Here is a 26,218-nt window from a genome sequence, read left to right as displayed (position 1 = left end):
TAGAATTCACATAAAAACAATCAATACTATAAATAAACAATTAAAGCTCATAAATTCCTAACTCAATATTTAATAAATAATCAATATTGTTTTTGTTTTTGACATTAAATCATTTTATCTTTAAATGCTATGGATGAAAAGCTAATGTCTAAGAAAAAGCCTGCATATCCTATTACGCAGCAGCTTTCAGAGTATCTTACCGAACATAGTAGAAATATAAAGATTCCTATTTATTATGATGATCTTTTACGTTTTCAGGGTGCAGTAGAAATATATGATAAAGACGGTAACGATACACTTTGGATTAGTACATATTTTGCTGAGCATGAACGCGCAGAAATCGAATTGAGTTTAAAACGTATGTATACCATACTTCATGCAGACGGAAGTGATTCAATTTTACCATTTTTAAATATTGATTCTATAGATTTTTGCACATTCGGAAATTCAAAACCTTTTAGAATTAAAGTCCGCAATGTTTTAAATGATAACTATATATACTTGTATGTAAAGACGGCAGATGCCTCTAGAATTTATGGTTTAGAGTTAGAGCATATGCTCTCGCCAAATCATATTAATTTTTTGGTACATAAGGATACCTTGATTGAGGAACATATTTCTGGCATACCAGGGGATATTTTTATAGCCGAGCAGTTATACAGTGTGTCAGAACAAGATAAAGCCGCTATAGCTAAGGAGTTTGTGAAGTTTAATGAGCGAAGCTTTGTGAGACTATTAGGTGATATGAGATCCTATAACTATGTAATGGTATTAACTCACGATTTTGATCGAATACAATATCGTATTAGAGCTATCGATTTTGACCAGCAAAATTTTGAAGGTAATCCAAAGGTATACAAACCTCAATTTCTAAAGGAAAACAATAAGTTAGTGGAAATGACTTTAGATATTTTGCAGGAAGAATCCATAGAACAATATAAAAAAGAAGAACGATCATTATTAGCTAAAAGAGCTACAAGTGAAGATGACCGTTTAAAACATTTATTGTCCTGCATGAAGAAGGATACTATTTCAACACCAGAAAAAATAAAAGAACTCAAAAAAGGATTATATGATCTCACATTTGATATTAATTTTAAGAACTCAAAAAATATGGGTGAAATTTTAGAAAGTGCTCTAGACTTTATAGTAAGAAATTATAAAAATTTAAATCCATATATTATTCGTTAATCAACTAACAAAATTGCCAAAATGAAAATAAAAAAAATACTTGTTGCTAATAGAGGTGAAATAGCAATTAGAATTTTAAGAGCCTGTACTGAATTAAATATCCAAACAGTAGCTATTTATACATATGAAGATCGTTATTCTCAACATCGCTATAAGTCAGATGAGGCTTATCAAATAGGCGCAAATGATCAGCCATTAAAACCTTACTTAGATATTCAAGAAATTATTGGTTTGGCAAAGGCAAAAGGTGTAGATGCTATACATCCTGGTTACGGATTCCTTTCAGAAAATTCAACTTTTGCTAGAGCTTGTGCTGAAAATAATATAATTTTTATTGGTCCAGATCCAAAAGTTATGGATGCTCTTGGTGATAAGATCACCGCTAAAAAGATAGCAGCGAAGTGTAAAGTTCCAATTATTGAAAGTAATAAAAAACAATTGTCTTCTCTAAAAATCGCATTAGCTGAGGCTGAAAAAATAGGTTATCCTTTAATGTTAAAAGCTGCCTCAGGTGGCGGCGGAAGAGGTATGCGTATTGTAAGAAGTATTGAAGATTTAGAGGTGAGTTTTGATTCAGCAAAAAATGAGGCCCTAAATGCTTTTGGAGACGACACAGTTTTTTTAGAAAAATATGTTGAAGATCCTAAACATATAGAGGTTCAAATTGTTGCAGATAATCATCGTAACATTCGACATTTACATGAGCGTGACTGTTCTGTACAAAGGCGTCACCAAAAAGTTGTAGAAGTTGCTCCTTCTTTTGGTTTATCAGATGAATTAAAACAAAACCTATACAATTATGCTGTTTCTATTGCTGAAGAGGTAAATTATAACAATATTGGAACAGTTGAATTTCTTGTAGATAAAAAAGACAATATTTATTTTATTGAAGTAAATCCACGAATTCAAGTCGAGCATACTGTGACAGAAATGGTAACAGGTATAGATCTGGTGAAAACACAAATTTTTATTGCTGGAGGTTATAAATTATCAGATAAACAAATAAAAATATATGATCAAGACTCATTATCTACTTACGGATTTGCATTGCAATGTCGAATAACTACCGAAGACCCTGAAAATAATTTCACTCCAGATTATGGTACAATAACAACCTATAGAAGTGCTGCTGGTATGGGTATTCGATTAGATGCAGGTAGCGTTTATCAGGCTTCAAAGATTAGTCCCTTTTTCGATTCAATGCTTGTTAAGGTTTCTGCCCATGGTAGAACTTTAGATGGTGCTACAAGAAAAATGGTGAGAGCATTAAAGGAGTTTAGAATTAGAGGTGTTAAAACGAATATTCGATTTTTACAGAATGTAATTCAGCATGACACATTTACAAAGGGTAAAGTAACTGTAAATTTTATACAGAAAACACCATCACTTTTTAATATTGAGTTACCTCAAGATAGAACAACTAAACTCACTAATTATTTAGGTGAGATAATTGTAAATGGTAATCCAGATGTAAAGTTCGTTAATAAGAATAAAGAATTTAGAACTCCAAAAGTACCTCAATTCTCACCTTTTTCTGACTATCCAAAGGGTACCAAAGATATGCTGACTGAGCTTGGTCCAGAAAATTTTTGCAATTGGCTACAAAAAGAAAAGAAAATACATTTTACAGATACAACATTTAGAGATGCACATCAATCTTTATTAGCTACTCGTATGCGTAGTTATGATATGCTTAAAGTAGCTGAGAGTTTTGCTAAAAATCATTCAAATACGTTTAGTATGGAAATGTGGGGAGGTGCGACATTCGATGTTTGTTTAAGGTTTTTACATGAAAGCCCTTGGACACGTTTGAGGACTTTACGAAGAGCGATGCCAAATATATTGTTTCAAATGTTGCTTCGAGGCTCAAATGGAGTGGGTTACACAGCATATCCTGATAATTTAATTGAAAAATTTGTTGTAAAATCTTGGGAAAATGGTATCGATCTTTTTAGAATTTTTGACTCACTAAACTGGGTTAAAGCTATGGAGCCCAGTATTAACTATGTTAGAAAACAAACTGGTGGAATTGCGCAAGCGGCTATAAGTTATACAGGAGATATTCTTAATATGAGTAATACTAAGTATAATTTAAAATATTATACTCAATTAGCAAAAGACTTAGAAAATGCCGGAGCTCATATGATTGCTATTAAAGATATGGCTGGTCTTTTAAAACCTTATGCAGCCACTGAGTTAGTAAAAGCATTAAAAGATACGGTTGATCTGCCAATTCATTTGCATACACATGACACATCATCACTACAATCTGCTACTTATTTAAAAGCTATAGAAGCAGGAGTAGATGTAGTAGATGTTGCTTTAGGTGGATTATCAGGCTTAACCTCACAACCCAATTTTAATTCTGTAGTAGAAATGATGAAATATTATAAAAGAGAACATGAATATGATATTGACAAACTGAATGAATTCTCGAATTATTGGGAAGATATTCGTGAATATTATTATCCTTTTGAATCTGGATTAAAGTCTGGAACGGCAGAGGTGTTTAAACACGAAATTCCTGGAGGACAATATTCAAATCTTAGGCCACAGGCCACTGCATTAGGATTAGGCGATAGATTTGATGAAGTAAAAAAAATGTATGGAAAAGTAAATCAATTATTTGGCGATTTGATTAAAGTAACACCTAGTTCAAAGGTTGTAGGTGATATGGCTATTTTTATGGTTACAAATGACTTAACCCCGGAAGAGGTTTTAGAAAGAGGTGAAGAAATTTCATTTCCTGAATCTGTTATTAATTTCTTTAAAGGCGACTTGGGCCAACCAGTTGGCGGATTCCCTAAAAAATTACAAAAAGTAATTTTAAAAAATAAAAAGTCATATAAGAGTAGGCCTAATGCACATTTAAAACCTATAGATTTTGATAAGGAGTATAAAACCTTTGAAAAGAAATTTCAGAAAGGATTTACTAGAGCAATAGAATTTGAAGATTTTTTATCATATAGCTTATATCCTAAAGTATTTGAACAAGCACATGAATTTTATAAAAATTATGCAAATGTAGCTACCATACCTACTAAAAATTTCTTTTATGGTATGGAGCCGAGAGAAGAAATTATGGTCGAACTACAACCTGGTAAAACAGTTTTAGTTCAATTACTTTCTATTGGCGAACCTAATGATGAAGGTATTAGAACAGTATTTTTTAAAGTGAACGGTGAAAATCGTTATGTAGAAATAAAAGATAAGTCACTAGATATTAAGATAATAGAAAATAGAAAAGTTGTTTCTGAAAATAGTAATGAGATTGGTGCTCCATTGCAAGGATTGTTATATAAAACTCTAGTAAAACAAGGTCAAAAGGTAAAAGAAAATGATCCTTTATTTGTTATTGAAGCAATGAAAATGGAAACCACAGTTGCAGCTACAAAATCTGGTAAGGTAAAATCTATAATCTTAAACGAAGGCTCAATGGTAATGCAAGATGATTTGGTACTTACTCTTGAATAAGAACTTATCTAAAAATATCATTTAAAACTTTAGCTAACCTAATACCACCTTTTTGCAATTGTTTTCTTACAGTTTTAAAATGATCGTAAGAATATCTATAGCGTAATTTTTCACCGACTTCAGCCGATTCATAAGTTGATTTAGTCAATTTTCTAGTATCACGCATCCAATCTATTGTAGAGCCTTCCTGTATGGTTTTAATTTGCTGTTTAGAAAGTTTATCGGTGTTATTTGCTAATTCAGTATAGCTCATATTCCATTTTTCGATCATATCTTCATCCCAAACTCTATGCAAATTGGTTCCATTATTAAACCAGCGAACTTGTAAATCATTTCCACCTTTATCTTCGGCTCTTCCAATATGTAACGGTTGATGCAAATCACCGATTAAATGAACTAACATTTTTAAGTAAAACACCTTTTCTTCATCGGTCTTATTTTTATCCTTAAGAATTTCTATGCATTTATTAATTCCAGTAACAATGTCTCCTCTAGGATTTTTCTCAGATTCCTCATAAGTTTTATCAAAAGGCATATTTACATAATGCCAAGTATAAAAATCATTGTATTTTCTATCAGATTTAATTTCATCTGCATAGGTAGAAACAAACGCTAGACTTTGTCCATTCAATAATTTCTCAATTTTTCTTTTTACACTTCTTTTTAAATGCTTTTCAGCTATTTCGCCTGTTGCTCTATGCCCCGTAGGTCCCCAAAAATCAATAGCATAGACGGCATTAAAATTAAATAAAGTAATTAAAAATATACAAACAATTAATGATCTCATCTATTATAAATTTCTGCTAAAGTATGAAATATGTATGTTAAAAAAATTGTAAATATCATTTTTTTTGTTATATATTTGTGATATCAAAATAATATCATATTAAAATCAACAACATGGAGCAAGAAAAGATTATAATACCAACTAATGGCTATTTAATGCTATTTGCTGTTTTAGCCTTATTAATAACTAGTTTATTTGGTCTCATTGGCTTAAGGAACCCACTATTTGTTCTTGGTCTGTTATTAGTAATTTTTTTAGCTATCGGATTCATTATGGTACAACCAAATAATTCTAGAGTACTTTTGTTATTTGGTAAATATGTAGGTTCAATAAAAAAGAATGGCTTTTATTGGGTGAATCCTTTTTATACTAAAAAGAAAGTTTCATTGAGAGCTAGTAATTTTGATAGCGAGCGGTTAAAAGTGAATGACAAACTTGGTAATCCTATCATGATTAGTACAATTTTAGTTTGGAGAGTTACAGATACTTATAAAGCTGCATTTGATGTAGATAATTATGAAAATTTTGTACGTGTGCAAACTGATGCTGCAGTACGCAAATTGGCCAGTATGTATCCTTATGACAATTTTGCTGATGAAGGTCATGCTGAAGATATTACGCTAAGGTCTAGTGTTAATGAAGTAAGTGAAACTTTAGAAAAAGAAATTGAAGAGCGCCTAGCTATAGCAGGCATTGAAGTATTAGAGGCTAGAATTGGTTATCTTGCTTATGCACAAGAAATAGCCAATGCAATGCTAAAACGCCAACAAGCTACTGCTATCGTTGCTGCAAGACATAAAATTGTTGAAGGAGCTGTAAGTATGGTAGAAATGGCGTTAGAAGAATTAGGTAAAAAAGAAATTGTTGATTTAGACGAAGAGCGTAAAGCAGCCATGGTAAGTAATTTAATGGTTATTTTATGTGGAGATAAAGATGCTTCTCCCGTATTAAATACAGGGACTTTGAATCAATAGAAAATGAAAGTTTTAAAGAGGAACAACGATTTACTCAAATGTGGTTATTCGTATTGCTAATAATGACTTTGTTGTTGCCTGTTATTTTAATTATAAAAGAAGTAATTGAGTCAAATAGACAAGATAAGGATGCTAATATTGGTTTGATAGTAGTTTTGGTTTCTATTTTATTAACTTTTGGTTTAATTTTTACGTTAAAATTGAATACCAGAATTGATGAAGAAGGAATTCATTTTAGGTTTAAACCATTTCACTTTTCTGATAGACTAGTGTATTGGAAAGAAATTGAAAAAGTATATGTTAGAAAGTATAACCCTATCTCAGATTATGGTGGCTGGGGGATAAAAGGAGGAAAGCTATGGAATAATAAGAATAAAGGAATAGCTTATAATGTGAGAGGTAATAAAGGTATACAACTAGTTCTTAGAAATGGTAAAAAGATATTAATTGGTACTCAAAAAGAAGAAGAAGTAAAGAGGGTTTTGAGAACTTATGAAGAGAGAATTATTAGTTAAATTATATAAATGGCCAAAAAGAAAGCATTTGCTTTACGGATAAATGAAGAAATGCTCAAAGCAATTGAAAAATGGGCTGCCGACGAATTTCGCAGTACTAATGGTCAGATTGAGTGGATACTCAATCAAAGCCTTAAAAAAGCTAAGCGTGAGCCTAAGAAAAAAACGAATGATAATTAAGAATTCTTTAACAGATAAAAATTCTATATTTGACGTAAGTCAATTAGTGGAATGAAACAAACCTATAAGCTATACTTTATTATAGCTTTTTTATCTATTATTTTTTGTGCATCTGCTCAAAAAAAACAGTTTACTGTAAAATATATCAACTCGCCTATTAAGATCGATGCTATTTTAGATGAGCCAGTTTGGCAAGAAACTGGAACTGCAAAAAACTTTTGGCAGTATTTTCCTTCGGATTCGCTGCAAGCTAAACAACAAGCTGAAATAAAAATGCTATTTGATGATGAAACTCTTTATGTAGGGATAAAGGTGTACGCTCCTGGTAAAGATTACGTTGTCCCCTCACTAAGAAGAGACTTTAGAGCAGGTGGAAATGATAATATTACATTAATGTTCGACACTTTTAATGATGGAACAAATGCTTTTCTTTTCGGATCAAACCCTTATGGTGTACTAAGAGAAATGTTACTATCTGGTGGAGGAACAGATATAAGCGGGTTCAATGGCGCCTGGGATGTAAAATGGACGGGTGAATCAAAAATCTATGATGGTTATTATATATGTGAGTGGGCAATTCCTTTATATGCTTTTAAATATAGAGAAGGTGAAACTAAATGGAGATTTAATAGTTATCACTTCGATACACAAGATAACGAGAGAAATACATGGATTAATATACCTCAAAACCAAATTATTTTTAATCTAGCTTATATGGGGGATATGATTTTCGAAAAACCACTTGGAAAATCTAAATCACCAATTTCTATTATACCCTATTTAAATACAAGTATTTCTAAAGACTATGAAAATGACGTTGATGATAGCGATTTTAAAGTTGGAGGAGATGCAAAAATGACTATAGGTAATAGTATGAATTTAGACCTAACCATTAATCCAGATTTTTCGCAAGTTGAAGTTGATAGATTAGTAACAAACCTTACTCGGTTTAGTATTGCATTACCAGAAAGGAGACAATTTTTTATTGAGAATAGCGATCTTTTTGGAGATTTTGGTAATAATAGAGATTCAAGAACATTTTTCTCTCGCAGAATAGGTATAGCTAAAGATATTGATGGTAATTCAATTCAGAATGATATTATTGCAGGAGCTAGAATAAGCGGGAAATTGAATAATAATTTTAGAATTGGTTTTCTAAATATGCAAACTGCAGAAGATGTGGTCAATGAAATACCAACAAATAATAATGCAGTTTTAGCTTTACAACATAAACTATTCAGTCGATCAAATTTAAGTTTTTTATTTATTAACAGACAAGCTACAAAAGATTATGATTTTTTAAATGATAATGATGGCAATGAAGAAAACAATACGTATAATAGAGTTGTTGGTTTAGATTATAATTTAGCTTCAAAAGATAACACTTGGGTAGGGAAATATTTTTTTCATAAGTCATTTTCACCAGAATCAAGTTCAAAAGATTTCTCTACAGGAGTTTCAACACAATTCAATAGTCGCAATTATAGTTTCAGATTAAGCGGAGTTTATGTGGGAGATAACTTTCAATCAGATTTAGGCTTTGTAAGACGAACAGATATTTTAAAAATAAACCCACAAGTTCAATTAAGGTTTTGGCCTAAAAAAGGCATTTTTAATCGACATAGCCTTAATATAACGCCTATTTTTCTGTGGAGGCCAGAATTAGATTTTAAGAATTCTGATTATACAGTTTTTACTCGTTGGCAAAGTAACCTAAATAATCAATCTGAAATTAATTTAACTATGTTTAATAGGTATACTTTCTTGTATGATAATTTCGATCCAACAGGCACCGATGGCGGAGTTGAACTACCTGCAAATACTGACTACCATTATACCAGTTTTGAACTTGAATATAGATCTGATCAGCGTAGAAAATTTTCTTATTCTTTAGAACCTTCTTATGGAAAATTTTACAATGGAAATAAATTCTCATTTCAAGGGAGTTTTAATTTTCGATTACAACCATATTTTGTTGCTTCTGCCCAAATTAATTACGATAATATTCAATTACCTGATCCATATCCGGAAGCTTCAATTTGGTTAGTTGGTCCTCGATTTGATGTGACGTTCAGTAAGAAATTCTTTTGGACGACTTTAGTTCAATATAGTAATCAAAATGATAATTTCGGAATTAATAGCCGTATACAATGGCGTTTTAAACCATTGTCAGATCTATTTATAGTTTATAATGATAATTATTTCACTAATACATTTGCCCCTAAAACTAGAGCTTTATCATTAAAATTTACTTACTGGATTAATATATAGAATTTACATTTCTTTATATTTGAATCCCTAACTCAATATAAAATGAAAAAAATAATTTTTCTATTCGTTTTCTTTATCTCATTTTCAATTTTATCACAAACCAAATCTCCTAAAGACTTTTTAGGATATGAACTTGGCGAACGTTTTTCGCGTCATCATCAAGTGATTGATTATTTTAATCATATAGCAAAAACAAATGATAATGTTAGTTTAACTAAATATGGTGAAACATATGAAAAGCGCCCTCTATATCTAACTTTTATAACTGCACCAAAGAATTTTTCGAAATTAGAAGAACTTAGAAAGGATCATTTAAAAACTATTGGAGTTATTGAAGGCACCTCAACAGATGATATCGCAATAGTATGGTTAAGTTATAATGTTCACGGTAATGAATCTGTAAGCACAGAAGCTGCGATGAAAACTTTATACGATTTGGTCGATCCTAACAATAAAAAAACAAAGCAATGGTTAGAAAATACAATTGTAATTATAGACCCTTGTATTAACCCAGATGGTCGTGATCGTTATGTAAATTGGTACAATCAATATAAAAACACACCTTACAATAAAAACCCCGATTCAAAAGAACATCATGAGCCTTGGTTAAATGGAAGAGCTAATCATTATATGTTCGATTTAAATAGAGATTGGGCTTGGACCTCTCAAGTAGAATCACAACAGCGCATAAAGCAATATAATAAATGGATGCCGCATATTCATGTAGATTTTCATGAACAAGGTGTAGATAATCCTTATTATTTTGCGCCTGCTGCAGAACCTTATCATGAAGTGATTACAAATTTTCAACGTGATTTTCAAAAAACTATAGGTAAAAATCATGCGAAATATTTTGATAAGAACGGATGGCTCTATTTTACAAAAGAATGGTTTGACCTTTTATACCCTAGTTATGGGGACACATATCCTACATTTAATGGAGCTATTGGTATGACTTATGAACAAGGAGGTAGTGGTAGAGCTGGTTTAGGAGTTACAACTACAGAAGGTGGATTACTTACATTAAAAGATAGAATAGCTCATCATTATACAACAGGATTATCAACCATAGAAACTGCCTCTAATAACGCCGATAAATTAAAAAGCGAGTTTGCAGATTATTTTAGAAAAGCTAAAAGTAGCCCTAAAGGAAAGTATAAGAGTTTTGTAATAAGTGGACAAAATGATATTGATAAGATCAATGATTTGAGGAAATTATTAGATCGTCACGAAATTAAATATGGATTGTCAAATTCAACATCTTCTATAAAAGGATTTGACTATCAATCAAATAAAAACCAAACAGTAAAACTTTCTGGTAATGATTTAGTAATTAATATGAACCAGCCAAAATCTAATTTTATAAAGTCATTGTTTGAACCTCAGGCAAAATTAAAAGACTCTTTAACTTATGATATCACTGCTTGGTCATTGCCATACGCTAGAGGATTAAAGGCCTATGCTTTACCAAATATTGTTGCTGTTAAAGAGATGGCCCAAATTGAAAGTAAAGGGAAAATTTCTGGTGTAACTAAGCCTTACGCTTATGTTTCTAAATGGAATAGCCTCAATGATGCGTCCTTTTTAGCAGAATTATTAAAGCATAAAGTTAAAGCTCGTTTTTCTAGTTTGCCATTTACAATAGATGGAAAAAATCACGCGGCAGGTTCACTGATAATTACACGAACTGGTAATGAAAAGTTGGCAGATAAATTTGATGAGATAGTAAGAAAAGCTGCAGAAAAATTTGATAGAAATTTGAATGGAGTTGCTACAGGTATGGTGACTAAAGGAAAGGATTTTGGTTCATCTACTGTAAGATATATTAAACCACCTAAAGTTGCAGTGCTATCAGGCGATGGAATTTCTACATTAAGTTTTGGTGAGGTCTGGCACTTTTTTGAACAACAATTAAAGTATCCGGTAACTATACTAGACGTCGCTTATTTTTCAGGTGTAGATTTAAGCAAATATGATGTTTTGATTTTACCTAATGGAGCATATGGAAGTTTCTTGAACGATAAGAGATTAAAATCATTAAAATCTTGGATGCAAAAAGGAGGTAAATTAATTGCCATAGATAGAGCTTTAGGAAAATTTGCCGATAGCAAAGAGTTTAAATTGTCTAAGTTTAAAGATGATGAAGAAAAGAAAGCAGCTGAAAAATCAAAGAAAGAGCAAAAAGAAAAATTAGAATTAGAGGCTTTCGATAATCTAGAACGTAAATCAATTTCAAATTTAATTACAGGTAGTATTTTTAAAGCTAAGATGGATAATACAAATCCACTTGGTTTTGGTTATGGTAAAAGCTATCATACATTACGATTAAATAGTAACCATTATGCTTATTTAAAAGATGGTTATAATGTGAGTATTATTAAAGATAAAGCAGATCAGGTAAGTGGTTTTGCAGGTTCCAATGCATTAAAAAATGTAGATAAATCTTTAGTTTTTGGTGTAGAATCTATCGGAGCAGGAGAGGTAGTATATTTAGCCGATAATCCTTTATTTAGAAGCTTTTGGGAAAACGGTAAGCTAGCTTTTTGTAACGCAGTATTTTTAGTAGGACAATAAAATAAATTTTATGGATACCACACCTTTATTTACAAAAGATACGATTGTTTTTGGATTGCTGATGGTCGCATTAGGCTTTATTTTTTATACATCATCTAAAAAAGAAGGTTTCTGGAAAAAATTCTACAGTATTGTGCCCGCCTTATTCATGGCATATATGATACCTGCCTTGTTTACCACACTAGGAATGATAGCTCCAGATTGGGAAACAGTAAATGAAGCTGGTGAGGTAAGCAAACATAAAACCAATTTATATTTTATGGCAAGCCGATATCTATTACCAGCGGCGTTGGTTTTAATGACCTTAAGTATCGATTTAAAAGCAGTTTTTAATTTAGGCTGGAAAGCCTTAGCAATGTTCTTTGCAGGCACTATTGGTATTGTAATTGGCGGACCAATAGCTATATTATTAATTTCAGCGGTTTCACCAGAAACTGTGGGTGGAGTTGGGCCAGATGCTGTATGGAGAGGCTTATCTACTTTGGCAGGAAGTTGGATCGGAGGAGGGGCCAATCAAACAGCTATGTTAGAAATTTATGGCTATAATCAAAAATTATACGGAGGAATGGTATTTGTTGATATCGTGGTTGCCAATATTTGGATGGCGTTGATACTTATCGGCATTGGTAAATCAGATCGTATTAATAAATGGCTAAAAGCAGATAATACAGCTATTGAAGAATTAAAGGATAAAGTTTCAAGCTTTGCTAAAAAAGTAGAACGTAATCCTAGTTTATCTGACTTAATGATCTTAGCTGCTATCGCTTTTGGCTCTGTTAGTATAGCACATTTTTTAGGAGGTCATTTAAGTACTTATTTCGGTGATGTTGTTAGTGGTATTCAATCTGAAACAACCAGAAATATTTTCACTTTTTTGGGCTCACAATTCTTTTGGATGATAAGTATCGCAACTATCATTGCTATTGTATTATCATTTACCAAGATGCGAACGTATGAAGGAGCCGGAGCAAGTAAAATAGGAAGCGTTTTTATCTACATTTTAGTTGCTACTATCGGTATGAAAATGGACTTAACATTAATTTTCGATAATGTAGGTTTAGTCGCTATTGGTTTTGTTTGGATGACTATTCATGCTTTATTAATGATTATAGTTGCTAAACTTATAAAAGCACCTTATTTTTTCTTTGCTGTTGGTAGTCAGGCTAACGTAGGTGGAGCAGCGTCTGCACCTGTAGTTGCAGCGGCATTTCATCCATCTTTAGCGACCGTTGGTGTGCTCTTAGCTGTTTTTGGTTATGCTGTAGGTACAGTTGCTGCAATTGGTTGTACTATCTTAATGCAAATTGCCTCTGGGGGCTAAATTTGTTCTAAAATTCTATATATTCGCATCCGTTAAAAATAGTATATGAAGAATATTTTATTAGGAACATGTGTTGCATTTATTTTTATTGCTTGTTCTAGCGAAAAGAAAAGTAACATGTTTGTGAACGGTGAGGTTAAAGGATTAAAAAAAGGCATACTGTATTTGCATAAGCAGATTGATACTACTTTTGTAGCCGTTGACTCTGTATTGCTAGACGGAGTAAGTACTTTTACTTTGTCGGATGCTTTAGAAACTCCAGAAATTTATTATTTAACTCTTGATAATGCCGAAGATAAAAGAATACTTTTCTTTGGAGATGAAGGAACTATTGAAATCAATACCAAGTTAGATAAGTTTAATTATTCAGCAGAAATAAAAGGATTAAATAATCAGCAATTATTAGATGAGTACAAAGAAATGATGGATAAGTTTAGAGATAAAAACTTAGATCTAATTAAGGCTGATTTTGAATCTAAAAGTGATAGTCTAAAAAGAGACTCCATTTTAAAATTATCAAGTAGTTTATTAAAACGTAGGTATTATTATACTGCTAATTTTGCAGTTAAGAATGCTGATGCCGAAATTGCTCCATATTTAGCTTTAACGGAATTATACAATGCCAATATCAAATTATTAGATACAGTTAATAATTCACTTTCTGAAAAGGTTAAATCCTCTAAATATGGTAAAGAATTAGCTAAATATATTCAGAATATAAAAAGTAAAGAATAAAGAAAATCCCGCTCAAGCGAGATTTTTTATTTAAAACCTATTATCTCCGTCTAGAATATCACCTAAACCACCTAGAATACTTCCTTCACCTTTATCTCTTCCACCAGTTCTAGGAGCTGAAGCGATTACTCTACCTGCTAATCTACTAAAAGGCAATGATTGTACATATACAGTTCCGGGTCCTTTTAGAGTAGCAAAAAATAAGCCTTCACCACCAAATACAGTATTTTTAACACCGCCTACAAATTCAATATCATAATCAATTGTTTGGTCAAAGCCAACAATACAACCTGTATCTACTTTTAAAACTTCACCAGCCTGTAATTCTTTTCTAGCTACTGTACCACCTACATGCAAAAAAGCCATGCCATCACCTTCTAATTTCTGCATAATAAAACCTTCGCCACCAAATAGCCCTCTACCTAATTTTTTAGAGAATTCTATACCTATAGAAACACCTTTAGCAGCACATAGAAAAGCATCTTTTTGGCAAATAAATTTTTGCCCATATTTAGTTAAATCTAATGGTATAATCTTACCAGGATATGGCGAAGCAAAAGATATCTTCTTTTTACTTTGTTCTACATTTAGAAAAGCTGTCATAAAAAGACTTTCACCAGTAAGTATTCTTTTACCTGCTGAGAAAATTTTACCTAATACACCTTTTGTTTGCCCAGAACCATCACCAAAAATGGTATCCATTTTAATACCATTATCCATCATCATAAAACTACCAGATTCTGCTACTACTGCTTCCTGTGGATCTAATTCTATTTCTACATATTGCATTTCTTCGCCGTATATAGTATAATCTATTTCGTGTGCTGTCATTTTTAATATTTTTAGTAGTTAAAAATTATAAATATTTAGGGAGATAATAATTCAGAAAAATTCCTAAACTTAGAATTAAGATAGATAATATAATGACTATAATTATATTTCGTTTTCTTTCTTTTGCTATTTCACTTGTGATTTTCTGTCTAATTTCCTTCTTTTTTTGAATTAATAATTTGTCAAACTCTTTTTTTGATCCAATATGGTTATGTTTATACCGTTCAAGTTGCTCTCCATAAATCTGCCTTATTTTACTAAATGGAACTTTAGGCCTATTTGTAAAAAAATTAGTTTTATTTCCAAACCCTATGTATGCTGAACCTGGGTTCATTCTTCTACCTCTATCTTTTTTCATTAGATATAAAACTAATTATCTCTTTTTTCAAAATTTTCAGTTTCTTTAATTTTAATTCTTCTAAAGATCAAGTAGATTAAAATTATTGCTATAATTGCCCAAATAAATATTTGTAATATAATCGCCGCTGTATCCATAACTTATAATTTTACAGCTGTGCCATATGCTAAGATCTCAGCAGCTCCTTGCATAACCATAGCAGTTGTTAATCGAACATTTACTACTGCGTCTGCACCCATACGTTTTGCATCTTGCACCAAACGTTGCATAGCTTGTTCTCTTGCATGTGCCTGAAGTTTTGTATACTCTTCAATTTCGCCACCAACCAGATTTTTTAATCCAGCAAAAATATCTCTACCTACATTACGAGCTCGTACAGTACTACCGCGTGCAATACCTAAAATTTCTTTAATTTCTCTGTTGGGAATGGTTTCGGTTGTTGAAATGATCATGGTAAGTTGTTTTTGATTAATGTAACTATTAGTTGCAAATTTTAAGATTTTGTTACAATACAATTTTTCATATTAACCAATAATTACCGTTTTAAAGTAATTTTTAAAATTTCATTTATATTCTCAACAACCATTTGTACGTTTTCTTTGGTAAAACACAATGGGGGTTTGGTTTTTAATACATTATCATAAGGTCCATCAGTACTTATAAGAATATTTCTATTTCTTAATTCATTCTTTATATGTTGAGCTAGTTTAGTATCAGGTTCTAATTTATCATTTTTGATAATCTCAATCCCTATAAACAATCCTGAACCTCTTACATCACCAATGCAAGGATATTCTTTCTTCAAATCTTCAAAAAGATTCATATAATAATCACCCACAACTTTAGCGTTTTGCTGTAATTTTTCTTCTTCGATTACATCAAGAACAGCTAAACCAATAGCGCATGAAACAGGATTTCCTCCAAAAGAGCTAAAAAACTCAACACCTTGAGCAAAAGATTCTGCTATTTCGTTTGTGCAAATTACAGCACCTATAGGATGACCATTCCCCATAGGCTTTCCAACTATTACGATATCTGGAACTACCTCTTGAGCTTCGAACCCCCAAAAATGATCTCCTAAACGTCCAAAACCTGTTTGTACTTCATCACTGATACAGATTCCACCTTGAGCTTTAATTACTGGATAAATTTCTTTTAAATAGCCTTTAGCCAACGGTACTTGTCCGCCACATCCTACAATGGATTCACTAATAAATGCAGCTATTTTACCTTCAGATTGCTGTATACTTTTAATAGCTTCGTTTGCATATAATTTCCCGGCGTCATTAGTATTCTTAGAATACTTTCCTCTATAAGTGTCTGGAATGGGTGTTTTTATAATATGATCTTTTTGACCTTGACCTTTTTTATTACTGAATTTATAGTCACTAATGTCCATTGCCAACTGCGTATTACCGTGATAACCATGCTCCATAACCATAATTTTATTTTTTCTTGTATAGGTTCGAGCTAAACGCAAAGCTAAATCACTAGCAGCGCTGCCAGAATTTACAAAAAAGACCTTATTTAATGAGTCAGGAAACTTAGACAATAATTTTTCGGCGTACTTTGGTAATAAATCATATAAATACCGAGTATTGGTATTTAATTTTGCCATTTGTTGTTGACCAGCGGCTACTACTTTAGGGTGCGAATGCCCTACATGCGGTATATTATTATAAGCATCTAAAAAGGTTGTTCCGTATGAATCGTACATATACTGGAATGCTGACTGCTCTATTGGAATTGGCTGTTTATAGCTAACAGATAAGATCGAGCTTATATATTTGTTGCGTTTTTTTAATTTTTCTTCTATCGATACTACTTTTGGTATAGATAGACCAATAGCTTTTCTAAAACTATTTTGAGCAGCAATAGGTCCAATTGCTATCCACATGTGTAGCATAGACCAAGCTTTTTTTTCACTTACTGTTGCATATTCATTTTCTGGATTTTCTTTTTTTGAATGAGCAGAATTACAAACACTTATACATAGTCTTGCCGCGACCAAATAATATAGTATCTGTATTTCTTTTTCTTCTAAAGGCAACACATTATGGTATGATTTAAGGAGTATGGAGGCCCATTGTAGAGGTTCTTCCTTATCGTAGCATGCATATGTAATAGCAATTGCTACTTCATTAATAAGAAACGAATGCGCTAAGTCTCCAAAATCTATTATACCTGAAATGTTATTACCTCTTATAAGTAAGTTCCATTCGTTGGCATCATTATAAATGATTTGCTTACGTAATTTGGAGGCAACTGGCAGCACATTTTCTTGAAATTGTTGCATAAAGTATCTAACCACATTTCTGTTATGAGTATTAGGGATATCATTAATATATTTCTTGTTGAGTTGCAGATACTGTAAATCCCATTCCCATTGTCTTGCTTTGTAAGTATAATTTGTAAACTTTTGTAAATGAATATCGATTTGAGCTAGCAAAGCACCTAGCGAAGTGATGAGCTCTTCTGTTACTTTTGAATCACCTAAAAAATCTCCTTCTAAATAAGAAAGCATTCTACAAATAGTTGCTTTTCCATCTATCTCTAGAACTTTTATAAATTCACAATCGTTAAAAGGTATTGGCTTAGGAAACGTGTCTTGTAATAAATCTTGAAGGTGTAGTAACGCTTCATTTTCGGCATATACTATGTTGAGTAATTCATTGTTAAAAGGATAAGTTTTAAATATATATTTTACTTCATTTTCTTTAACCAAATAGTTGATGTTATCGTAACCATTAAGCTTTTTTATTTTTGGCGACTGAAGTTTAAAATGTTCTTGTAAAAGTTTTTGCATGCTACAAGATTGATGTAAGATTATTTATTATAAATCAAAGGTAAGTAAAGGATGTGGATTTAAAATAAGAGAAACCTGAAGCAAGTAATTAAATACGTTGTACAACAACGTATTTAATTACTCATAAGTTGAGTTGCTTCCCAGACATATTCTTTTCCAAATTCTCCAAAATAACTAATGTAGTTACCGTCTTTTGATATCACTACAAAACTGCTACAAGGGTAGTGGTATTTAAAAAATAACTTTTCAATAGTTCCTTTTGGGTCCTTGTGCCAAGTCAAAACTCCAGCGTATTTTTCCAAACCATCATTATCTTTATAAAGATAAATTGGTTTAGTTTGGGCAACTTGATTTATTCCATCTTCTAATTGTTCAAACCAAATTCTTCTTGATTCTTTTGTTGCTGAACCACTTGAATTGCAAGGGTCTTTCCCTGGATAATAAACTATAATTATTGGTTTATTAGAATCTAACTCTTGATTTATTTCTTTCTCAAGTAATGATTCCAATAAAGCTCTATTGGTTATTTTTCCTCGTTTCTCTCTTAAAGTTAGTTTTTTGTGATTAACAGAATCCCCGATAATATTTAATAATTTATTTGTCGAACGGATTCTATTAAATTTTGATTTACTAATTTCTACATTATTTTCATCAAAGTATTTAGTCTTGTCATTTCCAATTTTTGTAGAAGAACAAGAATAAATTAAAATTCCGATTATAAATGCTAGCAGGGTTTTTTTCATATGTTTTTCATCTATTGCATATACTGCACTGCAATATTTTATTTTCTATTTCTTTACTTTTATTCCCCAAGTATATTCAAACTTAGAAACCGAATCACCATTTTCATCGATGCCTTCTGATGTCATAATTACAGTCTGACCTTCACCCGTTTTAATAGATTGCTGAATTGCATCATCAATTAAGTGCCCATCTTTACATGTAAAATTGATTCTACCTGTAGCTTTCTTTGTAAATTCTCCTTTTTGAGCTCTTACTAACATTGATATATTATTATCGCTTTCACGAATCTTTTGCATAACTAATATACCAGTAGCTAATTCAGATGCCATGCCCTGTGTTGCCCAATACAACGATTTAAAAGGATTTTGATTTATCCAACGATGTTTAACAGTAGCAACTGCTTCGTTTTTAGACATTGATTTTACACGAACTCCAGAAAAGTATGCAGAAGGCAATTTAAAAAGTAAAAATTTGTTGAGATTACTAACTGTGAATTTTGGCATTTTCGATTTATTTGGTGTGAATGTAAACAAAAAATATGACAAAAAAGATGTGGATTTAATCAAAAAAACTTAATAATAGAAAAAAACAAGAGCTTTTTTATTTTTTTTTATAAAATCAATAAAAATATATAATTAGTTGATAAACAATATTTTAAATGATTTTATACATAATTAAAAAGTTAATAAAATGTTAAATTTTAAAAATATTTAGTACTTTGTATTGCATAATACTAGTTTTTGTATATATATTTGCAGTGTCAAGTACTATAAAAATATAATACAATGTTAACTCAAAGAGAAAAGAACACAGCATTTTTAACGCACTTATCATCATTTTTCAGTTTTATGTTTCCTTTAGGGAGCATTTTAGGTCCATTAATTATGTGGTCTGTAAATAAGGAGAGAAGTGCTTACGTAGATGAAAATGGAGTGGAAGCAGTAAACTTTAATATTAGCTATGTATTATATATGACAATCTTAGGCATGGTAATGTTTCCATTCGCTTTTGGGTCATTTTTTAGATACTTAAGGCATGTAGATGATTTTGACCATTTCGATTTTCATTTCGATTGGGGTTTTGATAACCTTTTCGGAATATTAAGTTTAGGTTCAATAATCGCTGTTTTAGGATTCATAAAATTCATCCTAGTAATAGTAGCATCAATTAAAGCGAGTAGAGGAGAAGTATATAAGTATCCTCTAACAATAAAATTTATAAAATAAAATCTTAAAATCAACCAATTATGATTTCAATATTAACAGCCATAATCTTATATGTAGTAGACGTTTTCGTCGCCATATTTTTATAAGCATTAATCAATAGAATAGTATGAAGATAGAGAATACAAAGGCGCAAATGAGAAAAGGAGTGTTAGAGTTCTGCATCCTTTCCATCTTACAAGGTGGAGATGCTTATACCTCTGAAATTCTATCACATTTGAAAGATGCAAAACTGCTGGTGGTTGAGGGTACAGTGTATCCTTTACTTACCCGATTAAAGAATGCAGGATTGCTAAGTTACAGATGGGAAGAATCTACATCTGGACCGCCACGAAAATATTATGCATTAACAGAAACAGGTAAACTGTTTTTAAAAGAATTAAACACAACTTGGAACGAGCTCGTTGGAGCTGTAAAAATCGTAACTAGCAAAAAACCAACAAAAAAATGAACAAGACAATTAATATAAATCTAGGAGGAATCTTTTTTCATATTGATGAAACTGCTTATCAAAAATTAAGAAGATACATAGATGCGATTCGTAGATCATTAAGTGACGATCCTAAAGGAAGGGATGAAATTATTGCCGATATAGAATTGCGTATTGGTGAGTTGTTATCTGAAAGAGTTAAAGATGTTCGTCAAGTAGTTAATGAGTCTGATATAGACGAAGTTGTAGAGGTAATGGGGCAGCCAGAAGATTATCTGGTTGATGAAGAAATATTTACAGACGAAAGTGGTAAAACATATAGTAGAGACAGATCACGTAGAAGAAAGTTATTTCGCGATAGCGATGATAAATTCTTAGGAGGTGTTTCATCTGGTATTGCTTATTACTTTGATGTAGATGTTATTTGGATTCGATTAGCATGGCTTGTTGCAACATTCGGACTTGGTTTTGGGCCATTATTATATATAATACTATGGATCATTTTACCTGAAGCCAGAACTACTGCTGAGAAGTTACAAATGGAGGGAGAACCTGTAACTATTAGCAATATTGAAAAGCGTGTAAGATCAGAATTTGAGGATGCTTCTGTAAGAGTAAAAGATGCTGTAGATGATGTTACTGGAGCTGTAAAGGAAGGTTATGAAAATGTCTCAGATTCATTAAAAAAAAAACAACTAAGACGCAGAGATAGTAAAGCCAGATCTGGCATACAAGAGTTCATTGACGTTATTGGAAAAATTATAGTTACATTCTTTAAGATCATAGGTAAGTTTATTGGGGTGATCTTAATTATTGTTGCAGTTGCCACCCTTATAAGTTTAGTAGTTGGATTATTTACTGCAGGTACAGCTGACTTTATAGGAGCCGATTGGATATTTGATGGAGATTTTCAGGTAATAAATCCAACCAATTTACCAATATGGATTATTTCATTATTAGTCTTAGTTCTTGTTGGTATTCCATTTTTAATGTTATTCTTTTTAGGTCTCTTCATTATTTCTGGCAAAACAAAAATATTGAGTAGAACAGCTAAACTAGTGTTACTTGGTATTTGGTTAATAGCCTTATTAGGAGCCATTTTTATAGGTGTTAAACAAGGTGCTGAGTTTGCAAGAGAAAGTCATGTTATAGAAACTAGAGACTTTACTGCAATACCGTTAGACACTCTTACTATTAAAATGGTAGATAATGAAGTGCTTTCAGATTCATATAATTTTAGACACCGTTCTGGCTTTAAAAAGGTTTTAGACGAAAATGATAACTCTAAACTTTATTCAAATGATTTGAGTGTATATTTTAAAGAATCTGACAGTGCAGAGGCATATATTAAAATTAAGAAAGAAGCTAGTGGTAGAACAAGACTAGTTGCAAAAGGAAATGCAGAAGAGATTGTATATAATTTTAAACAAATAGGAAATACACTTTTACTTGATGGATATTTCTTAACAGATGCAAAAAATGCCTACAGAAACCAAGATGTAAGAGTAACTATTTATGTACCAAAAGGTCAGACATTGTATTTAGATGAATCTACTAGAAGTTTTTTAGGATGGGTAGATACTACTAATGATATGTATAGAAGAGATATGCCAGAACATTATTTTAAAATGACTGACGATGGTTTAGAATGCCTTAATTGTGATGATGATGAGTGGAGAAGTGAAGATGAGGATCAAGATGGTAAGCATGAAGTCAATGTAAATGTAGATGAGAACGGACTGAAAATTGAAATTAACGATGAGGGTGAAAAAGCCGAAGTTAAAGTTGATGAAAATGGTATAAGAATTAACTAAAATTTTTGAAACCTAAAATAATTTAAAAACGTCTTAATTATAATAATTCAATACTATAATGAAAAAATTTATTGCGCTTAGCTTACTTATATTAACATCAACTATGCTATACGCTCAGGTAGACAAATCGTCTGAATTATATAAAAAAGTTGAAAGCTTAGATAAAGAATTGTTTGATGCTTATAATACTTGCTCAGAAAATTTAGCTAAACATGCTTCTTTTTATTCTGATGATATTGAGTTTTTTCATGACATGGGAGGCTTACAGACTTCAAAAACCGAACTAGTTAAATCTATTAAAAATAATATATGCGGCAAAGTAAAAAGAAAGCTTGTGCCAGGTAGTTTAGAAGTACACAAAATACCGAACTATGGAGTAGTAGTTATAGGGTATCATAAGTTTCATAATCTAGTAGAAAACAGTATTTCTAAGCCGTCAAAGTTTATCCTATTTTGGAAACAAAATAAAGATGATTGGAAATTGACTAAAGTTGTTAGTTTACATTAATACATTTCAGTAATAAAAATGAACAGTTCATCATCATAAAATTTTACAAGAGTTCAGTCAATCATAGATTTGAATAGAAATTAACCAAGCTAAACCAAGAATCAACCAAAATTAACAACCTTAAACAAAAACAAAATGAAAACAACAACAAAGATCTCGGCAGTATTAATCCTTTTTTTAACAACTTCATGTATGTTCAATGGAGTAAAGGGTAATAGAAATGTACAAACACAAAAGCGTAATATTTCTTCAGACTTTGAAGCCATTCGAGTAAGCAATGGTATAGATGTTTATTTAACTATGGGTAACAACAGTTCAATAACCTTAGAAGCAGACGAAAATTTACATGATATTATTCTTACAGAAGTAGAAGATGGTGTATTACGCATTTATACCGAAGACAACATCAATATTTGGAGTGCAAAAAGTAAAAAAGTGTATCTAACCACAAAGGATGTAAACGAAATTAAAGTTACTAGTGGCGCTGAATTAATTTCAGAGAACACTATTGAAGGAGAAGATTTAAAAGTAAGCACAACTAGTGGTGCAGATGTAAGACTTATTGTAGATGTAACAAATTTATCTTGCTCTACAACAAGTGGATCTGATGCTCGATTAAATGGAAGAGCTGATCACTTTGTTGCAAGGTCTACGAGTGGTAGCGGACTTAAAGCATCAGGGCTAGAAGCTAAAACATGTGAAGCTCGTGTTACTAGCGGTGCAGATATTTCAGTAAATGTAACAGAAGAATTAGATGCTAGTGCAACTAGTGGTGGCGATATAAGATATACTGGCAATCCTAAAAAAATAAGAAAGAATAGTTCCTCTGGCGGAGATGTTAGAGGTTAAAATATTTAAAACTGAGTTGTTTTTTCCATTTTTTTGTTAAATGGCGGCTGTCTTGTAAAAGGCAGCCTTTTTTGTGTAGAAAAATCACCTATTTATATACTAAAATGTAACGAAACGTAGTTATAATATGATAATTTATTTAAGTATGTTTCGAAAAATTACAATTCTATTTCTAATTGTTACCCTTTCGGGGAAGGCTTTTGCACAAGACTTTAAAGTTAATATTAACAAGTTAACAGAAGAAACGCAGCAATTATCAAATTCGCCAGATAAAATGCGATTGGTGTGGTGGATACCTACTGATTTCTGGGAAGCTATATTTTCACAGGATGCAACCATACCTGAAGAAGAAGCTAATGCGATGTTAGAAAATTTTGAAAAATATACTATGATTGCTACCATAGATGGAGATATTGGTGCTGATGGAAACATTCAATATGTTAGTGAAGATGCAATTTTTAATAAATTAAAAATTATAGATGATAAACAACATGAATTTTCACCATTAGCTAACGACCAAATTGATGTTGATACAAGACGCTTAATAACTATTATGAAACCCTTATTATCTAATATGCTTGGTAAATTGGGTGAGAATATGCATTTCTTCTTATTTCAAAAGACTGATAATCCTATGGATAGAATTGTAAATCCAAAGAATAAAGAAAAGTTTACAGTTAAATTGAATAAAGAGCAGTTTGAATGGCAACTACCACTAGGGTCGTTGTTAAAACCTAAAAAATGCCCTGTAGACCAAAAAATATTAGATGGTTCATGGACATTCTGTCCGTACCATGGTAAGAGATTACAAAAAAACTAGAATAAAAAAAGCCGCTTTATAGCGGCTTTTTAATTTTAATAGCTGTGTTTTATCCTTCTAAAGCAGCTAAATAACGTTCAGCATCTAACGCAGCCATACAACCTGTACCAGCAGCAGTAATAGCCTGTCTATATTCTTTATCTTGAACATCTCCTGAAGCAAATACACCAGGTAAATTGGTCTTTGTAGATTTTCCTTTAGTAATTAGATAACCAACATCATCCATATCTAAAACTCCTTTAAATAGATCTGTATTTGGTTTATGGCCTATGGCAATAAATACACCAGTAACTGGAATATCTTTCTTTTCTTTAGTTTGATTATTTACAACACGAACACCTTCCACAACAGTATCGCCTAATACTTCATCAAGCTCAGTGTTATACAACACTTCTAAGTTAGGCGTGGCATTAACTCTATGTTGCATTGCTTTAGAAGCACGCATTTCGTCACGACGAACTAGCATTGTTACTTTTGTACATAGCTTTGATAAGAAAGTAGCTTCTTCAGCGGCTGTATCACCACCGCCAACTACAACTACATCTTGTCCTTTATAGAAAAAACCATCACAAGTTGCACAGGCAGATACACCACCACCTTTTAAACGCTCTTCACTTTCTAATCCTAAATATTTTGCTGTGGCACCTGTAGAGATAATTACTGTTTCGGCTTCAAGTTCTTTATTGCCATCAACAGTTACTTTATGTATACCACCAACCTTATCATTTAATTCAACTTTTGTCACTAAGCCAAAGCGAATATCTGTATTAAAACGTAATGCTTGTTTCTTAAAGTCTTCAGTCATTGCTGTACCATCTACGCCATCAGGGTATCCGAGATAATTATCAACTTCTGTTGTTGTTGTTAATTGGCCACCTGGCTCTAAACCTGTATACATTACTGGATTTAGATCAGCTCTTGCGGCATACACAGCTGCACTATAACCTGCAGGCCCTGAGCCTATAATTAAACATTTTATTCTTTCTATTGCTTCAGACATTTTTTAAATTTTTGAGTGGCTAATTTATAGTATTTTTTACTTTTTAAAACCTTATAAAATAACTTTTTACAATCTAATTATAAGCATACATTATTTATAAAAATGACAATTAAAAGTTATCGATATGCTTAGTCGTAATAATTAAATTTGTTTACAATTAATACAAGAAAGGCATAATAATTGTAAACTGATATTGTTTTAAATTAATATCTAATTAAAATGTTACTTATGAACTTTTCAAAGAAAAATCACGAGCACAGAAAAACAAATAAATTTTTGGTGAGTAAAAAATTAATTTTTACAGCAGTATTACTTTTAGGATTTCTTATGAATATGCAAGCGCAAGAAATTTCTTCGCATGCTTTAGGTATAAGAACGGGAGATAATGATGGTTTTGGAGTTGAAGTGTCTTATCAAAAAAGTATTAGAAATAACAATCGACTTGAATTAGACTTAGGATTTAGAGACAATAAGAATTATGATGCATGGAAATTATCTGCTATTTACCAATGGGTTTGGAATATAGATGGTAATTTTAATTGGTACGCCGGTTTTGGAGCTGGTATTGGTAGCTGGGATAATAAAACGACAGCTAATTTAGATGACGGACTATTTGTGAATGCAGACGGAAATGTTGGTATAGAGTATAATTTTGATATTCCGTTATTGATCTCTCTAGACTTTAGACCAGAGTTTGGTTTAGTCAATGATTTTGGCGATAATGATCTCGATTTAGATATAGCACTCGGGTTACGATATCAATTCTAATAAAAAAGCCTGCAGAAGCAGGCTTTTTTATTAGATGAATATAGT

At 31.6% G+C, this 26,218-nt stretch carries 24 protein-coding genes; 16 read left to right on the top strand and 8 right to left on the bottom strand.

Features of this window, described 5'->3' with window-relative positions:
• Positions 1-129 precede the first annotated feature (129 nt).
• Positions 130-1,191, top strand: a complete 1,062-nt coding sequence (locus AC3IF2_RS07545; protein ID WP_489166463.1) for a hypothetical protein — start codon at positions 130-132, stop codon at positions 1,189-1,191.
• A gap of 21 nt (positions 1,192-1,212) precedes the next feature.
• Positions 1,213-4,665, top strand: a complete 3,453-nt coding sequence (locus AC3IF2_RS07540) for a pyruvate carboxylase (RefSeq protein WP_489166462.1) — start codon at positions 1,213-1,215, stop codon at positions 4,663-4,665.
• A gap of 4 nt (positions 4,666-4,669) precedes the next feature.
• Here AC3IF2_RS07540 and AC3IF2_RS07535 read toward each other — a convergent pair whose 3' ends face one another.
• Entirely contained in the window at positions 4,670-5,452 is a 783-nt protein-coding gene (locus AC3IF2_RS07535) for a S1/P1 nuclease (protein ID WP_489166461.1), read from the bottom strand.
• 113 nt (positions 5,453-5,565) lie between these two features.
• Here AC3IF2_RS07535 and AC3IF2_RS07530 point away from each other — a divergent pair, with 113 nt between their 5' ends.
• The 7 genes from AC3IF2_RS07530 (at position 5,566) to AC3IF2_RS07500 (ending at position 14,022) form a co-directional block, all read left to right on the top strand.
• On the top strand, positions 5,566-6,426 hold the full coding sequence (locus tag AC3IF2_RS07530; RefSeq protein WP_489166460.1) for an SPFH domain-containing protein: 861 nt from the start codon (positions 5,566-5,568) through the stop codon (positions 6,424-6,426).
• 62 nt (positions 6,427-6,488) lie between these two features.
• Positions 6,489-6,941: a hypothetical protein gene (locus tag AC3IF2_RS07525; RefSeq protein WP_489166459.1), complete on the top strand. Its 453-nt coding sequence runs from the start codon at positions 6,489-6,491 to the stop codon at positions 6,939-6,941.
• Positions 6,942-6,950: 9 nt separating this feature from the next.
• On the top strand, positions 6,951-7,121 hold the full coding sequence (locus AC3IF2_RS07520; protein WP_489166458.1) for a type II toxin-antitoxin system antitoxin: 171 nt from the start codon (positions 6,951-6,953) through the stop codon (positions 7,119-7,121).
• 51 nt (positions 7,122-7,172) lie between these two features.
• Positions 7,173-9,392, top strand: coding sequence for a DUF5916 domain-containing protein (locus AC3IF2_RS07515; protein ID WP_489166457.1), 2,220 nt, complete (start codon positions 7,173-7,175; stop codon positions 9,390-9,392).
• Positions 9,393-9,434: 42 nt separating this feature from the next.
• Positions 9,435-11,966 carry a M14 family metallopeptidase gene (locus tag AC3IF2_RS07510; protein WP_489166456.1) on the top strand — a complete coding sequence of 844 codons (2,532 nt, stop codon included), beginning with the start codon at positions 9,435-9,437 and terminating at the stop codon, positions 11,964-11,966.
• Positions 11,967-11,976: 10 nt separating this feature from the next.
• Positions 11,977-13,287 (top strand): DUF819 family protein, encoded by a 1,311-nt coding sequence (locus tag AC3IF2_RS07505; protein ID WP_489166455.1) that lies wholly within the window; start codon positions 11,977-11,979, stop codon positions 13,285-13,287.
• 45 nt (positions 13,288-13,332) lie between these two features.
• The gene (locus tag AC3IF2_RS07500; RefSeq protein ID WP_489166454.1) at positions 13,333-14,022 is read left to right on the top strand and encodes a DUF4369 domain-containing protein; all 690 of its coding nucleotides are present in this window, start codon (positions 13,333-13,335) and stop codon (positions 14,020-14,022) included.
• Between the two features lie 30 nt (positions 14,023-14,052).
• Here the strand turns inward: AC3IF2_RS07500 and AC3IF2_RS07495 are convergent, their stop codons facing one another.
• The 6 genes from AC3IF2_RS07495 to AC3IF2_RS07470 form a co-directional block, all read right to left on the bottom strand.
• Positions 14,053-14,853: a TIGR00266 family protein gene (locus tag AC3IF2_RS07495; RefSeq protein ID WP_489166453.1), complete on the bottom strand. Its 801-nt coding sequence runs from the start codon at positions 14,851-14,853 to the stop codon at positions 14,053-14,055.
• Positions 14,854-14,878: 25 nt separating this feature from the next.
• Complete coding sequence (locus AC3IF2_RS07490) at positions 14,879-15,211, bottom strand: hypothetical protein (RefSeq protein ID WP_489166452.1); 333 nt, start codon at positions 15,209-15,211, stop codon at positions 14,879-14,881.
• Positions 15,212-15,351: 140 nt separating this feature from the next.
• Positions 15,352-15,663, bottom strand: coding sequence for a YbjQ family protein (locus tag AC3IF2_RS07485; protein WP_489166451.1), 312 nt, complete (start codon positions 15,661-15,663; stop codon positions 15,352-15,354).
• A gap of 83 nt (positions 15,664-15,746) precedes the next feature.
• Entirely contained in the window at positions 15,747-18,017 is a 2,271-nt protein-coding gene (locus tag AC3IF2_RS07480; protein ID WP_489166450.1) for an aminotransferase class III-fold pyridoxal phosphate-dependent enzyme, read from the bottom strand.
• A 113-nt stretch (positions 18,018-18,130) separates the two neighbouring features.
• On the bottom strand, positions 18,131-18,760 hold the full coding sequence (locus AC3IF2_RS07475; protein WP_489166449.1) for a hypothetical protein: 630 nt from the start codon (positions 18,758-18,760) through the stop codon (positions 18,131-18,133).
• A 45-nt stretch (positions 18,761-18,805) separates the two neighbouring features.
• Complete coding sequence (locus AC3IF2_RS07470) at positions 18,806-19,264, bottom strand: DUF4442 domain-containing protein (protein ID WP_489166448.1); 459 nt, start codon at positions 19,262-19,264, stop codon at positions 18,806-18,808.
• Positions 19,265-19,546: 282 nt separating this feature from the next.
• Here AC3IF2_RS07470 and AC3IF2_RS07465 point away from each other — a divergent pair, with 282 nt between their 5' ends.
• From AC3IF2_RS07465 to AC3IF2_RS07440, 6 genes are all read left to right on the top strand, one after another.
• Positions 19,547-19,987, top strand: coding sequence for a DUF4870 domain-containing protein (locus AC3IF2_RS07465; protein ID WP_489166447.1), 441 nt, complete (start codon positions 19,547-19,549; stop codon positions 19,985-19,987).
• Positions 19,988-20,093: 106 nt separating this feature from the next.
• Positions 20,094-20,435 carry a PadR family transcriptional regulator gene (locus tag AC3IF2_RS07460; RefSeq protein WP_489166446.1) on the top strand — a complete coding sequence of 114 codons (342 nt, stop codon included), beginning with the start codon at positions 20,094-20,096 and terminating at the stop codon, positions 20,433-20,435.
• Positions 20,432-22,228, top strand: coding sequence for a PspC domain-containing protein (locus AC3IF2_RS07455; RefSeq protein ID WP_489166445.1), 1,797 nt, complete (start codon positions 20,432-20,434; stop codon positions 22,226-22,228). The genes AC3IF2_RS07460 and AC3IF2_RS07455 overlap by 4 nt, the downstream gene beginning before the upstream one ends.
• Positions 22,229-22,286: 58 nt before the next feature.
• Positions 22,287-22,736: a nuclear transport factor 2 family protein gene (locus tag AC3IF2_RS07450; protein WP_489166444.1), complete on the top strand. Its 450-nt coding sequence runs from the start codon at positions 22,287-22,289 to the stop codon at positions 22,734-22,736.
• Positions 22,737-22,871: 135 nt separating this feature from the next.
• Entirely contained in the window at positions 22,872-23,585 is a 714-nt protein-coding gene (locus AC3IF2_RS07445) for a head GIN domain-containing protein (RefSeq protein WP_489166443.1), read from the top strand.
• Between the two features lie 145 nt (positions 23,586-23,730).
• Positions 23,731-24,405: a hypothetical protein gene (locus AC3IF2_RS07440; RefSeq protein WP_489166442.1), complete on the top strand. Its 675-nt coding sequence runs from the start codon at positions 23,731-23,733 to the stop codon at positions 24,403-24,405.
• A gap of 49 nt (positions 24,406-24,454) precedes the next feature.
• Here AC3IF2_RS07440 and trxB read toward each other — a convergent pair whose 3' ends face one another.
• Positions 24,455-25,405: a thioredoxin-disulfide reductase gene (gene trxB, locus AC3IF2_RS07435; RefSeq protein WP_489166441.1), complete on the bottom strand. Its 951-nt coding sequence runs from the start codon at positions 25,403-25,405 to the stop codon at positions 24,455-24,457.
• A 228-nt stretch (positions 25,406-25,633) separates the two neighbouring features.
• On the opposite strand from trxB, the gene AC3IF2_RS07430 reads away from it, so the two are divergent.
• A complete protein-coding gene (locus AC3IF2_RS07430) occupies positions 25,634-26,173 on the top strand; it encodes a hypothetical protein (protein WP_489166440.1) in 540 nt (179 codons plus the stop codon).
• Positions 26,174-26,218 lie beyond the last annotated feature (45 nt).

The sequence above is a fragment of the Maritimimonas rapanae genome (assembly GCF_057837205.1).
The sequence above is the reverse complement of the archived record's forward strand: the minus strand, read 5'-3'. Positions and strand labels throughout refer to the sequence as shown.